This window comes from Nocardioides sp. (assembly GCF_036493135.1).
Taxonomy (GTDB): Bacteria; Actinomycetota; Actinomycetes; order Propionibacteriales; family Nocardioidaceae; genus Nocardioides.
In genome coordinates this window covers 1-12,803 of record NZ_DASXQG010000103.1, presented here as the reverse complement: position 1 = coordinate 12,803, position 12,803 = coordinate 1, and the positions used below count along the sequence as shown (strand labels likewise).

Below are 12,803 nucleotides of genomic sequence, written 5' to 3'. Positions count from 1 at the left end.
CCCCAACCCGTCCGACGAGACGCGGGACGGAACCACCCTGTACCTGACCTTCGAGGCACCACCGGGCGACACCTTCGTCGTCTACTACGACGCCTACATCCAGCCCGCGAGCCAGCAGGGCAAGTCGGCCAGGGTCGCCCTGCTCGAGCAGGGCAGACCCGCGGTGTGGATCGACTACCGCACGCGCCTGGCGCCGTGACCCCCATCACCCGAAGGAGTGTGACCTGTGGAGATCGTGATTCGCGCCGTCGTGATGTTCCTGTTCCTGTGGGCCGTCACGCGGGCTGTCGGCCGCTCGACCCTGGGTGAGCTCAGCACGTTCGAGCTGCTGCTCTACGTCACCATGGGGGACCTGATCCAGCAGGCCGTGACCCAGCAGGACTACTCCGTCACCTCCGGCGTCCTGGCCATCTCCGTCTTCGCCGTGCTCACCGTCGTCCTGAACTGGACCCAGTGGCGCTTCCCGCGCACGCGACCCGTGATCAACGGCAAACCGCTGGTCATCGTCCGTGACGGCGAGATCCTGCCGACACCCACGCGACAGCAGCGACTCTCCACGGCCGATCTCCTGGCGACCGCTCGCCAGCAGGGCATCCGCAGCATCGCCGACGTGGAGCTCGCGGTCCTCGAGGCCGACGGCAAGGTCTCCTTCTTCACCCACAACGAACCCGAGGGCGCACCCGAGACCGGCATCTCCTCCTGACCGCACGCTCAAGGAGGCACCCCGGCGTCCCAGCCAGCTCGGTGGGCTCACGAAGGTCATCACGGCGGTCACCGCATCGTGTGTGGCGCCGGCGTGCGGCACCGTTACGCTGGTGGTGCTCCTCGAATCTAGGGCGAGGGGCGTGCGCCCCGCGGCAGCCCCATGACGCCGTGGGGCGCACACATCTGTCCAACGACGCGGGGCAAGTCTGGCTACGAGAGGGCCGGCCGCGAACCCATGAGGTGAGGAGTGGCCGCCAGGACTCCCCGGTGCTGAACGGCCACCCCTCAGTGGCCCGATACGGGGAATCGAGCCACCCTCCGGCCCGGGCACACGCTCCCGGGCCAGTTCGTCGGGGGTGCACTCGTGCCCGCAGTACCGACCGCAAGGCCGGAGCGAGCAGATTGGTCCCCCGTTCAGACAGACGGGGGGATTTCGTGGTCGTGACGCGCATTCGGACAAGAAATCGTGCCGAAGCGCCCTGATCGGGCCCGCATCGCGTCACGAGTCCGGTAAAGCCAGGTCTAGGCATTGGCGCCCGAAACCCATGCGAGGGTGCTGCCTCGCGGCGCCGGGGGTACTCCCGCGCGCCGCGGGGCCAGGCGCGCCGTACTCACTCAGAAGGGTGATGACAACCCTCTGCACGCCCCCTTGACTGCGGTTGCGGCCGCCGGGCACGTCTTCTCGACGCAGGCGTCCGTCCCGGACCCCCGTGCCGGGGAACGCGCCTCGCCACTCGGGCCGAGCGAGGCGCGTTCGCAGGTCCGGACCCGGCTCAGGCGTCCTCGGAGTCGGTCTCCTCGCCGTGCGTGCCGGGACGTGGTGCCCAAGGCAGCTCCCGCGCGGGTCGTACGACGATCAGCCGGTCGCCGCGGGCCAGCTGGGTGACGGTCGGGTCGAAGTAGCGGTAGACGTTCTCGTCGCGGACGACCGCGATCACCTGGTCCGGCAGCGACTGCGGCTGCTGACCGACCTCCGCGACCAGCAGGTCGCGCTCGGCGACCTCGAGCCCCTCGCCGTACGTCAACAGGTCTTCCATCACCGTGCCCAGGGTGGGCGAGAGCGACGACAGACCCAGCAACCGGCCGACGGCGTCCGACGAGGTGATGACGGAGTTCGCCCCGGACTGCCGCATCAGTGAGGCGTTCTCGTGCTCGCGGACCGAGGCGACGATGTAGGCGTTCGGGTTCAGTTGCCGGACGGTCAGTGTCGACAGCACGTTGGAGTCGTCGCGGTCGGTGGTGATGATCACCTGGCTCGCCTGTTCGATACCGGCGCGCTGCAGGACCCCGCTGCGCGTCGCGTCGCCGGTGACCACGGCGAGCCCGTCGGCGTGGGCGTCGGACACCGCGGCGCCGCCCTTGTCGACCACTACGATCGACTGGCGCTGGATGCCGTTGTTGACGAGCGTGTCGACAGCGCTGCGGCCCTTGGTGCCGTATCCGACGATCACCACGTGTTCGGTCATGTGACTCCTCCAGCGTGCGATGCGGAACATCCGGCGGCCCTGGGTCGCCAGCACCTCGAGCGTGGTGCCGATCAGCAGCACCAGGAACGCGATGCGCAGCGGCGTGATGATGAAGGCGTTGATGAGCCGGGTGTGCGGCGCCACCGGTGCGATGTCGCCGTACCCGGTCGTGCTCAGGGTGACGGTCGTGTAGTAGAGCGCGTCGATGAGGTCGATGTGGTACCCGGGTGGGTCGTTGTTGTCGCGGTAACCGCCGCGATCGATCCAGACCAGGAGCACCGTGAACGCGATGATGCCGACGCCGATCAGGAGCCGGCGACCGAGTGACCACCACGGCGACCGCGTCGGCTCCGGCAGGATCACATGCCCGTGGCTCGATTGGTCCTCTTCGGGCGGCACGCGCCGAATCTAGTCCACGGACCCACCCGGCCCGTCGTCGCCGGACCGCGGGTGCGGAGGCCGTCGGCCGAGCTCCGACCGGGCCTGTGTGGTGCGCTGCTCGGGGAAGACGGTGTCGCACGCCGCGTTCAGCGCGGCGCCCACGAGGACGGCGATCGAGAGGATGTAGAGCCACAACAGGACGGCGATCGGCGCGGCGAGTGGGCCGTAGATCGACCTGGAGTCCGCGGCGGTGACGGTGAGGAACTCACGCAGTAGGAAGCTCCCGAGCAACCAGACTCCGAGGGCGAACGCCGCGCCCGGCAGGTTGACCCGCCACCGGGTCCGGACCGGGATCGAGACGTGGTACAGCGTGGCCAGGAAGAAGATGGAGGCGATCAGCACGGCCGGCCAGTAGAAGCTGACCAGGAAGTCGGCCCGGTTCGGCAGCCACTGATGGATCAGGCGCGGCCCGGCCACCGCCAGCGGGAGGGCGATCACCCCGGTGACGATCGCCAGCAGGTAGAGGCTGAAGGACAGCGCCCGCGTCTTCACGATCCCCCGGTGCCCGCCGAGCCCGTGCATGATCGTGATCGTCTCGACGAAGACGTGCATCGCACGCGACCCCGACCACAGCGCCAGTACGAAACCGACCGAGATCACGTCGAAGCGTCCGCCGCGCAGTACGTCGTTGATCGTCGGCCGGATGACGTTGTCGACCGCTGAGTCGGTCAGGAAGCGGGAGGCCAGATCGAGGATCGCGGTGCGGACGTGCTCGACCTGGTCGGGACTGAAAGACTGGGTGACGTAGCCGATGGCACCGGCGAGCGCGAAGATCAGGGGCGGCACCGACAACACGGTGAAGAACGCCGCCTCGGCCGCCAAGCCGGTCACCCGGTGGCGCATCGACGAGCCGACGGTCGAGACCACGAGGCGCCAGCCGATCTCTCGGGCGTGGATCACCCACAAGGGCCACCCGAAGCCGGAGCGGCCCGCGGCGTCCGCGGGCCGCGGCGGCTCGGGACCCGGCATGGTGTCTACGGTATCCACATGCCTACCCGCATCCGGGCAGCCGCGAACCAACCCCCGCCGCTCGCCGGTCACAACGTGGTCACGTCCGACGCCGCGCTGGTCGAGGCCGTCACCCGGCATGCCGGCAATGCGGTCGTGGACGATCTGATGGCCCTCGGCGCACAGGCCGGGACGGCCGAGGCCCGCGAGCACGGCCGGCTCGCCAACCGGCACGAGCCGGAGCTCACGACGTACGACCGCTACGGAAACCGGGTCGACGAGGTCGCGTTCCATCCCTCGTGGCACTGGCTGATGGAGCGGGCCGTCGGGTACGGGCTCCAGGCCGCGCCCTGGGAGCAGCAGGCGGACGGCTCCACGACCGCGCACGTACGCCGGGCCGCGGGGTTCATGGCGTGGTCGCACACCGACCCGGCGCACGGCTGCCCGATCTCGATGACGTACGCCGCGATCCCGGCGCTGCGGGCGGACCCCGCCTACTCGGCACTGGCCAAGGAGTGGACGCCGGCGCTGACGGCGACGACGTACGACCCGGGGATCCGGCCGGTGGCAGACAAGCGCGGCGCGCTGGCCGGGATGGGCATGACCGAGAAGCAGGGCGGCTCCGACGTCCGCGCCAACGTCACCGAGGCCCGGCCGATCTCGGCCGAGGGTGAGTACACGCTGCACGGCCACAAGTGGTTCACCTCCGCCCCGATGAACGACGTCTTCCTGGTGCTGGCGCAGGCGCCCGGCGGCCTGACCTGCTTCGTCGTACCGCGGGCGCTGCCGGACGGCACCCGCAACCCGATCGACATCGCCCGGCTGAAGGACAAGCTCGGCAACCGCGCCAACGCGTCGGCGGAGCTCGAGCTCGACGGCACGCTCGGGATGCGGCTCGGCGACGAGGGACGCGGGGTCCGCACGATCATCGAGATGGTGGCCGCGACGCGTCTCGACTGCGTCCTCGGCTCAACGGCCCTGCTGCGGCACACCCTGAACGAGGCGGCCTGGCACGTCGCGCACCGTTCGGCGTTCGGTGGGGTGCTCGCCGACAAGCCACTGATGCAGAACGTGGTCGCCGACCTCCAGGTCGAAGTCGAGGCCGCCACCGCACTGGCGGTCCGGCTGGCCGCGGCGGTCGATGCCGCCGACGACCCCCACGAGTCGGCGCTGCGCCGGATCGCGCTCCCGCTGGCGAAGTTCTGGGTCTGCAAGCGCACGCCCGGCTTCGTGGCCGAGGCGCTGGAGTGTCTCGGTGGCAACGGGTACGTCGAGGAGTCCGGGCTGCCGCTGCGCTACCGCGAAGCGCCGCTGAACTCGGTCTGGGAGGGCTCTGGCAACGTCAACGCGCTCGACGTCCTGCGTGCGCTCGGCCGCGAGCCGGAGGTGCTCAGCGCCTGGATCACGGAGGTCGGCCACGCTCGGGGCGGGGATGGGCGGCTGGACCACGCCGTCGACGACACCCTTGCCCTGCTCGGCGACACCGGCGCCGCCGAGGTCGGCGCCCGACGGCTGGCCGGGCGGATGGCGGCCTGCCTGCAGGGGGCCCTGCTGGTGCGGTTCGCCCCGGCCGAGGTGGCGGACGCGTTCTGCGGATCGCGGCTCGGCACGTCGTACGACGGCACCTACGGTGCGCTGACCTCGGGAGTCTCCGAACTGCGCACGATCGTGGACCGGGCGACACCCACGGTCGGGTGAACGTCAGGCCGCCTTGCGAGCGAGCTCGCAGAGCGTCAGGCCGCCTTGCGAGCAAGCTCGCTGCGTCGCTCCCTCGCGTACGGCGGTGGGGACTGCGTCCCCTCCGCCTACGCGAGATCGAGCCCCGGATAGAGCGGGTGGGCGTCGAGCATCTCGGCGCTCGACGCCTTGACCCGGTCGGCCACGCCGTCGGCGAGCTGGTACGTCGCCTTCGACGGCCCGCCCGCCTTCGTCGTACCGGGCTGGGTGTTCGACAGCACCTCGACCATCAGCTCGGCGACCTTGTCGAACTCGTCGGCCCCGAAGCCGCGGGTGGTGAGCGCCGGCGTCCCGAGGCGGACGCCGGAGGTGTACCAGGCGCCGTTCGGGTCGGCCGGGACGGAGTTGCGGTTGGTGACGACGCCGGAGTCGAGCAGCGCCGACTCGGCCTGGCGGCCGGTCAGGCCGAACCCCGTGACGTCGAGCAGCACGATGTGGTTGTCCGTGCCTCCGGTGACGAGCTTCGCGCCTCGCTTCAGGAAACCCTCGGCGAGGGACTTGGCGTTGTCGGCGATGGCCTGGGCGTAGGCATGGAACGACGGCTGCCGGGCCTCGGCCAGCGCGACCGCCTTCGCGGCCATGATGTGCGACAGCGGGCCGCCGAGAACCATCGGGCAGCCGCGGTCGACGTCGGCCGCGAACTCCTCCTGCGCGAGCACCAGCCCGCCGCGGGGACCGCGCAGCGACTTGTGGGTCGTCGTGGTGGTGACGTGGGCGTGCGGGACGGGGTCCTCGTCACCGGTGAACACCTTCCCGGCAACGAGTCCGGCGAAGTGAGCCATGTCGACCATCAGGGTCGCGCCGACCTCGTCGGCGATCTCGCGCATCTTCGCGAAGTTCACCCGGCGCGGGTACGCCGAATAGCCCGCCACGAGCACGAGCGGCCGGAACTCCTTCGCCTTCGCCCGTACCGCGTCGTAGTCGAGCAGCTGGGTCTCCGGGTCGGTGCCGTACTGCTGCTGGTGGAACATCTTGCCGCTGATGTTCGGCCGGAAGCCGTGCGTGAGGTGACCGCCCGCGTCGAGCGACATGCCCAGCAGCCGCTGGTTGCCGAACTCGTGCCGCAGCGTCTCCCAGTCGGCCTCGCTGAGCTCGTTGACGTTCTTCGCGCCGAGCTTCTCCAGTCCCGGGGTCTCGATGCGGTGGGCCAGGATCGACCAGTAGGCGACCAGGTTGGCGTCGATGCCGGAGTGCGGCTGGACATACGCGTACGGCGCGCCGAACAGCTCGCGCGCATGCTCGGCCGCGACCGACTCGACGGTGTCGACGTTCTGGCACCCGGCGTAGAAACGGTGCCCGATCGTGCCCTCGGCGTACTTGTCGGAGAGCCAGGTGCCCATCGTGAGCAGCACGGCCGGGGACGCGTAGTTCTCGCTGGCGATCAGCTTCAGGGACGCGCGCTGGTCCGCGAGCTCCTGACGGGTGGCCTCGGCGATCCGTGGCTCGACGGTCGCGATCACCTCGAGGGCCGCGTCGTACGCGGTCGAGGCGGTCTTGGCCAGGGTCTCGTCGCTCATGCGGCTCAATGTAGTCATGCCGACCGGCCGTGCGCTTCGGTGCCGGCCGAAGCTCCCGTGGGGTGAGATGGTGGAGACATGACCGAGTTCGCCGACCTGCACGGCGGCCCGCTCCCCCTGCTTCTGCCCAACGCCTGGGACGTCGCCTCGGCTCTCGCCTTCGTGGCCGCGGGCTACCCGGCGATCGGGACCACCAGTCTCGGCGTGGCCGCGAGCCACGGCGTCCCCGACGGTGGCCGGGCGACTCGCGGGGCGAACCTGGCGCTGGCGCGCGACCTCGCGCGACTCCCGGTCCCGGTCAGCGTGGACTGCGAGGACGGCTACGCCGACGACCCGGGCGGGGTGGCGGCGCTGGTCTCCGAGCTGGGGACCCTGGGGGTCGCCGGGGTGAATCTCGAGGACAGCGCCGCCGGGCGCCTGGTCGACCCGAGCGTCCTCGCCGACAAGGTCGCGGCGGTGAAGGAGGCGGCGCCGGAGGTCTTCGTGAACGCCCGCGTCGACACCTACTGGTTCCACCAGGACGAGACCGTGGAGGCGACGCTTGCCCGGGCGACGGCGTACGTCGCGGCAGGGGCGAACGGGATCTTCGTGCCGGGTCTCGCCGAGCCGGACGCGATCTTGGCGATCACGGCTGCGCTGTCGGTGCCGGTCAACCTGCTGCCCGTGCCCGGACGATCCCTCGCCGACCTCGCCGCGCTCGGCGTACGCCGCGTCAGCACCGGCTCGCTGCCCTACCGCGCCGCCCTGGCCGTGGCTGTCGAGGCGGCCGCCGCGGTGCGCGACGGCTCGACGCTCCCCGCGTCCGTGCCCTACCACGATCTGCAGGCCGACCTCACGGCGTACGCCGACGGTGCCTGACATTCGGCGTCACCGCGTCTCACATCGTGATCTGGTGTCTCACTCCTCGAGATTCCGGTTTGTGGAACCGCCGTCCACTCCCTGAGACTCGTTCCATGATCACCGTCGCGTACGAGATGCACCTCGTGGTACGTCGCCACGTGGACCTCGGTCGTACGCGCAGCATGATCTGTTGGCCTCGCTGACCACCGCCCCCCTCCGCTGACAACGCCGCGCCCACCGTCGCGCCGGCCCTCAGCTCCGGACCAGCCAAGGACCGACCACCTCATGCCTGACCTACGCTTCCAGCCGTCTCCGGCCACCCTGACCTCGATCCCGCGCCCCAAGCGCGGCGAGGGCCAGTGGGCACTCGGCTACACCGAGCCGCTCAACAAGAACGAGCAGTCCAAGAAGGACGACGACCCGCTCCACGTCCGCGACCGGATCCTGCACGTCTACTCCAAGCGCGGCTTCGCCTCGATCGACCCGGCCGATCTGCGCGGCCGCTTCCGATGGATGGGCCTGTACACCCAGCGCGCGCCCGGCTTCGACGGCGGCAAGACCGCGATGCTCGAGGAGGAGGAGCTGGACGACGAGTACTTCATGCTCCGGGTCCGCTCCGACGGCAAGCTGCTGAGCCACGACACCGTGCGGGCGCTGGGTTCGATCGGCGTCGACTTCGCCCGCGACACCGCCGACGTCACCGACCGCGAGAACGTCCAGTACCACTGGATCCGGATCGAGGACGTGCCCGAGATCTGGCAGCGCCTCGACGATGCCGGGCTCTCCAGCGTCGAGGCCTGCGGCGACTCGCCGCGACCCTTCCTCGGCTCCCCCGTCGCGGGGATCGCGGCCGACGAGATCATCGACGGCTCCAGCGCGCTGGAGGAGATCGCCGCCCGCGCGCTGGGCAACCCGGCGTATTCGAACCTGCCGCGCAAGTTCAAGACCGCCGTCACCGGGCACCCGAGCCACGACGTCGCGCCCGAGGTCAACGACATCGCCTTCGTCGGGACCGTGCACCCCGAGCACGGACCCGGCTTCGACCTCTGGGTCGGCGGCGGCCTCTCGACCAACCCGATGCTGGCGCAGAGGGCCGGCGTCTGGATCCCGCTCGAGGAGGTCGCCGAAGTCTGGGAAGGCGTCGCATCGATCTTCCGTGACTACGGCTACCGGCGCCTGCGCTCGCGGGCAAGGCTGAAGTTCCTGGTGGCCGACTGGGGTATCGAGAAGTTCCGCGAGGTGCTCGAGAACGAGTACCTCGGGCGTCCACTGGTCTCCTGCGAGTCGCCGTCGTCGCCGGCCGGGCACCGCGACCACGTCGGGGTCCACCCACAGCACGACGGCAAGGTGTACGTCGGGATCGCACCGACCGTCGGCCGGGTCTCGGGTTCGCTGCTCGTTCGGCTTGCCGACCTGATGGAGCGGTACGCCGTCGCCGGCGCGCGCCTCACGCCGTACCAGAAGATCGTGCTGGTGGGCGTCGAGCCGGCCCTCCTCGACGACCTGCTCGACGACCTCGACGCGATCGGCCTCTCGGCACGCCCGTCGGCCTGGCGGCAGAACACCATGGCCTGCACGGGCATCGAGTTCTGCAAGCTGGCGATCGTCGACACCAAGAACCGCGCCCGCGACCTGGTCGCCGAGCTCGAGCGCCGGTTCCCCGACATCGAGGTCCCGATCACCGTCAACGTCAACGGCTGCCCGAACGCGTGCGCCCGCACGCAGGTCGCCGACATCGGGCTGAAGGGCCAGCTGGTGATGGACGGCGACCGCCAGGTCGAGGGGTTCCAGGTGCACCTGGGCGGCGCCACGGGGTTGCAGGCGAACTTCGGCCGCAAGCTCCGGACGCACAAGGTGACCAGCGCCGGGCTCGACGACTACGTGACGACCGTGGTGTCGAACTTCCTGGTCGACCGGAAGAGCGACGAGTCGTTCGCGACCTGGGTCGCCCGGGCCGACGAGGAGCTCCTCCGGGGCGAGAAGACGCTGGTCAGCCCCGGGCTGGAGGCCGCCTCATGACGGAGCGCGCGGTTCCGTTCCACTGCCCCTACTGCGGCAACGAGGACCTCCGGCCGCACGAGGACCCGCACGGTGGCTCTGCCCCAGGTGAATGGGAGTGCCGGGCCTGCCTGCGCGCGTTCTCGCTGAAGCTGCTCGGGCTCGTCCGACCCTCAGGGGTGAGCCGATGACCGCCCTCACCACGAGCCGGGCGCGGGCCTTCCGCGGCACCCACACCGCCGGCCGGAGCCCCGAGGAGCTGCGGGAGCTGGTCTCGCACGTCGGCGCCGAGCTCGAGCTCGCCCCGCCCGAGCACATCATCGAGTGGGCCGTCGCGACGTTCGGCGACCGCTTCTGCATCACCTCGTCGATGGCCGACGCCGTCCTGGCCGACATCGCCTCGCGCGTCGCGCCGGGCATCGACGTGGTCTTCCTGGACACCGGGTACCACTTCGCCGAGACGGTGGGCACTGCCGACGCCGTGGGCGCCACGATGGACGTGACCCTGATCCCGATCACCCCGGTCCAGTCGGTCGCTGACCAGGATGCGGCGTACGGGCCCGAGCTGTTCCGTCGCGACCCCGACCTGTGCTGCGCGCTACGCAAGGTGCAGCCCCTCAACGAGGCGCTCCAGGACTACGACGCCTGGGCCACCGGCCTGCGTCGCGCGGAGACCCACAACCGGATCATCGCCCCGGTGGTCGGCTGGGACGCCAAGAAGTCGAAGGTCAAGGTGTCCCCGCTCGCGCGGTGGACCGACGCCGACGTCGAGAGGTACGCCGCCGAGCACGGCGTCCTGGTCAACCCATTGGTCTACGACGGCTACCCGTCCATCGGCTGCGCCCCGTGCACACGCCGCGTCGCTCCCGGCGAGGACCCGCGCAGCGGGCGGTGGGCCGGCACGCACAAGACCGAGTGCGGGATCCACTCATGACCCACCACCCGATCCCGATCGACAACGTCGTCGATGACGCCACACCAGAGATGAGAGACAACGAGAGGAGGCCGCGCTGATGACTGCTCCTGCACTGGTGGCCCTGGCTCACGGAAGCCGTGACCCGCGGTCCGCCGCGACCATCAAGGCGCTCGTGGACGAGGTCCGCGTGCTGCGCCCCGACCTGAGGATCGAGACCGGGTTCCTCGACCTGTCCAAGCCGTCGTTGAACACGGTCGTGGACAAGCTCGCGCGCGCGAAGTTCGAGGAGGTCGTGGTCGTCCCCCTGCTGCTGACCGATGCCTTCCACGCCAAGGTCGACGTCCCGGCCGCCGTGGCCGAGGCGGACGCCCGCCACGATCACGTCCAGGTCCGCGCGACCTCGATCCTCGGGCTCGAGACCTGCTTCCTCGAGGTGCTCGACGTCCGGATGCGCGAGGCGCTCAAGGCGTTGCGCGTGCGCGAGCTCGACGCGCTGGTGCTGGCCGCGGCCGGTTCGAGCGATCCGCTGGCCAACCAGGCCGTGGCGCGGCTGGCCCGGCTCTGGGGCACCCACCACAAGCTGCCGGTCACCGCGGCGTTCGCCTCGGCCGCTCCCCCGGCCACCGGTGAGGCCGTGCGCGCGTTCCGCAAGGAGGGTCGCCGGCACATCGCGGTCGCCTCGCTGTTCCTGGCCCCGGGCTTCCTGCCCGACCGGGCCAAGGAGCTCGCGCTCGAGGCCGGTGCCGTCGCCGTCGGCGAGCCGCTCGGCGTACACGAAGCAGTGGCCCGCACGATCCTCGCCCGCTACGCCGTCGGCGCGGTCGAGCTCGTGCCGGTCTAGGTCTAGGTCCGCTCCGCTGACCCGTCAGAAAGAAGCGGCCACATGCGCTGACCCGTCAGAAAAGAGCACCAGAAAGCCGCGACCCGGCAGAATCGAACGCACGTTTCTGCCGGGTCGGCGTCGTACGGCGTGAACTTCTGACGGGTCAGCGCTCTGAGGCTGCACGCTTCTGACGGGTCAGCGTTAACCGACGAACTTCTCCAGCAGGTGCTCCAGCTGGCGGGCCGGGTCGGTGGTCACTCCACCGTGCACCGGCCCCGGCTGGAGCACCGTGCTGCGTGGCGCCTTGAGGAACCCGAACCGCTGACCCGTGGGCTGGCGGGCCACCGCCCCGACCGACTCGTCCCCGGCGCACACGCCGCGAACGAACTCCAAGCCCTCGCAGACCGCGTCGACGTCGAGCCCGGATGCCAACGCCACGAGTCGCTCACGGTCGACGATCCATGCCGCCTGGAGGTACGACGCCTCCTCGCAGTAGACGACGACGCCGACGTTGACGAACTCCTCGCGGTCGACCCGCGGCACGCAGCGGAGCACGACGTACTGGTAGGGCATCGCGGTCATGCGGCCGACGCTCCCGGGAGCCAGGCGCGCGTGGCGAGGCGGGCGGACAGGAACGAGACGTACGCCGTGCGCAGCGCGTCGGGCGTCTCGGCGCCGGGCACCGGCTCGAGCCAGACGTCGGGCACGTCGGCCACGCACGCCGTGAGATCGGCCTCGGTCAGGTCGACCGCCGCGTCGACGGCCGGCAGCCGCTCGACAATCCGGGCGAACACATGGTCTCCGATGTCCCACGGCTGGGCGGCGAACCTGGCGGGATCGGTGACGCCGCCCGGCCAGGCGTGGTGGAAGTACAGCGACGCGCCGTGGTCGATCACCCAGACGTCGCCGTGCCAGAGGAGGAGGTTCGGGTTGCGCCAGGTGCGGTCGACGTTCGCGATGAACGCGTCGAGCCACAGGATCTTGGCGGCGACGTCGGGTGGCGTGCCGGCCTCCCCCTCGTAGCCGAACGCACCGGGCAGGAAGTCGATGCCGAGATTGAGTCCGGGGCTCGCGTTGAGCAGGTCCTGCACCTCCTCGTCAGCCTCGTAGCGGGCGATCTCCGGATCGAGGTCGAGCGCGACCAGATCGGGCGTGCGCAGCCCGAGCCGGGAGGCGAGTGCGCTGACGATCACCTCGGCCACCAGCACCCGCACCCCCTGGCCGGCACCCCGGAACTTGCAGACGTAGGTGCCGAGGTCGTCGCCCTCGACGAGTCCCGGCAGGCTGCCTCCCTCGCGGAGCGGTGTGACGTAGTGCGTCACCCGAACGGTCTCGATCACGTGACCGGGCTCTCCTCGAGCAGTCGGCGACGCTGCGCCTCGACGTCGAAGTCGGCAGGTGGCCACTGCAGG

The 12,803-nt window shown here is 70.7% G+C and carries 11 protein-coding genes and 1 pseudogene; 7 read left to right on the top strand and 5 right to left on the bottom strand.

Features of this window, described 5'->3' with window-relative positions; genetic code table 11:
* Positions 1-199 (top strand): annotated as a pseudogene (locus tag VGJ24_RS19560) (hypothetical protein); the annotation flags it as partial.
* Between the two features lie 27 nt (positions 200-226).
* On the top strand, positions 227-703 hold the full coding sequence (locus tag VGJ24_RS19555) for a DUF421 domain-containing protein (RefSeq protein ID WP_331502323.1): 477 nt from the start codon (positions 227-229) through the stop codon (positions 701-703).
* Between the two features lie 775 nt (positions 704-1,478).
* Here VGJ24_RS19555 and VGJ24_RS19550 read toward each other — a convergent pair.
* Positions 1,479-2,570, bottom strand: coding sequence for a potassium channel family protein (locus VGJ24_RS19550; protein WP_331502322.1), 1,092 nt, complete (start codon positions 2,568-2,570; stop codon positions 1,479-1,481).
* A gap of 9 nt (positions 2,571-2,579) precedes the next feature.
* The gene (locus tag VGJ24_RS19545; protein WP_331502321.1) at positions 2,580-3,581 is read right to left on the bottom strand and encodes a YihY/virulence factor BrkB family protein; all 1,002 of its coding nucleotides are present in this window, start codon (positions 3,579-3,581) and stop codon (positions 2,580-2,582) included.
* 18 nt (positions 3,582-3,599) lie between these two features.
* On the opposite strand from VGJ24_RS19545, the gene VGJ24_RS19540 reads away from it, so the two are divergent.
* Entirely contained in the window at positions 3,600-5,258 is a 1,659-nt protein-coding gene (locus VGJ24_RS19540; protein ID WP_331502320.1) for an acyl-CoA dehydrogenase family protein, read from the top strand.
* A 107-nt stretch (positions 5,259-5,365) separates the two neighbouring features.
* Here the strand turns inward: VGJ24_RS19540 and VGJ24_RS19535 are convergent, their stop codons facing one another.
* Entirely contained in the window at positions 5,366-6,814 is a 1,449-nt protein-coding gene (locus VGJ24_RS19535; RefSeq protein ID WP_331502319.1) for a glycine hydroxymethyltransferase, read from the bottom strand.
* Positions 6,815-6,892: 78 nt separating this feature from the next.
* Between VGJ24_RS19535 and VGJ24_RS19530 the strand changes: the two genes are divergently transcribed.
* The 4 genes from VGJ24_RS19530 to VGJ24_RS19515 all read left to right on the top strand — a co-directional run bounded on the left by VGJ24_RS19530 (position 6,893) and on the right by VGJ24_RS19515 (position 11,409).
* A complete protein-coding gene (locus VGJ24_RS19530) occupies positions 6,893-7,672 on the top strand; it encodes an isocitrate lyase/phosphoenolpyruvate mutase family protein (protein WP_331502318.1) in 780 nt (259 codons plus the stop codon).
* Positions 7,673-7,939: 267 nt separating this feature from the next.
* Positions 7,940-9,673: a nitrite/sulfite reductase gene (locus VGJ24_RS19525; protein WP_331502317.1), complete on the top strand. Its 1,734-nt coding sequence runs from the start codon at positions 7,940-7,942 to the stop codon at positions 9,671-9,673.
* A 166-nt stretch (positions 9,674-9,839) separates the two neighbouring features.
* Positions 9,840-10,586, top strand: a complete 747-nt coding sequence (locus tag VGJ24_RS19520; protein WP_331502316.1) for a phosphoadenylyl-sulfate reductase — start codon at positions 9,840-9,842, stop codon at positions 10,584-10,586.
* A gap of 79 nt (positions 10,587-10,665) precedes the next feature.
* Positions 10,666-11,409 carry a sirohydrochlorin chelatase gene (locus VGJ24_RS19515; RefSeq protein WP_331502315.1) on the top strand — a complete coding sequence of 248 codons (744 nt, stop codon included), beginning with the start codon at positions 10,666-10,668 and terminating at the stop codon, positions 11,407-11,409.
* A gap of 183 nt (positions 11,410-11,592) precedes the next feature.
* On the opposite strand, the gene VGJ24_RS19510 is transcribed toward VGJ24_RS19515, so the two are convergent.
* Together VGJ24_RS19510 and VGJ24_RS19505 are read right to left on the bottom strand one after the other, a co-directional pair.
* Positions 11,593-11,973: a DUF3037 domain-containing protein gene (locus VGJ24_RS19510; protein WP_331502314.1), complete on the bottom strand. Its 381-nt coding sequence runs from the start codon at positions 11,971-11,973 to the stop codon at positions 11,593-11,595.
* Positions 11,970-12,731, bottom strand: coding sequence for a HipA family kinase (locus tag VGJ24_RS19505; protein ID WP_331502313.1), 762 nt, complete (start codon positions 12,729-12,731; stop codon positions 11,970-11,972). Before VGJ24_RS19505 ends, VGJ24_RS19510 begins: the two co-directional genes overlap by 4 nt.
* Positions 12,732-12,803 lie beyond the last annotated feature (72 nt).

What these genes read in the sequence shown, in the direction of transcription:
- VGJ24_RS19520 (WP_331502316.1), top strand. Translation starts at nt 9,840, where the DNA reads ATGACCGCCCTCACCACGAGCCGGGCGCGGGCCTTCCGCGGCACCCAC.
- VGJ24_RS19540 (WP_331502320.1), top strand. Translation starts at nt 3,600, where the DNA reads ATGCCTACCCGCATCCGGGCAGCCGCGAACCAACCCCCGCCGCTCGCC.
- VGJ24_RS19545 (WP_331502321.1), bottom strand. Translation starts at nt 3,581, where the DNA reads ATGCCGGGTCCCGAGCCGCCGCGGCCCGCGGACGCCGCGGGCCGCTCC.
- VGJ24_RS19510 (WP_331502314.1), bottom strand. Translation starts at nt 11,973, where the DNA reads ATGACCGCGATGCCCTACCAGTACGTCGTGCTCCGCTGCGTGCCGCGG.
- VGJ24_RS19530 (WP_331502318.1), top strand. Translation starts at nt 6,893, where the DNA reads ATGACCGAGTTCGCCGACCTGCACGGCGGCCCGCTCCCCCTGCTTCTG.
- VGJ24_RS19515 (WP_331502315.1), top strand. Translation starts at nt 10,666, where the DNA reads ATGACTGCTCCTGCACTGGTGGCCCTGGCTCACGGAAGCCGTGACCCG.
- VGJ24_RS19525 (WP_331502317.1), top strand. Translation starts at nt 7,940, where the DNA reads ATGCCTGACCTACGCTTCCAGCCGTCTCCGGCCACCCTGACCTCGATC.
- VGJ24_RS19535 (WP_331502319.1), bottom strand. Translation starts at nt 6,814, where the DNA reads ATGAGCGACGAGACCCTGGCCAAGACCGCCTCGACCGCGTACGACGCG.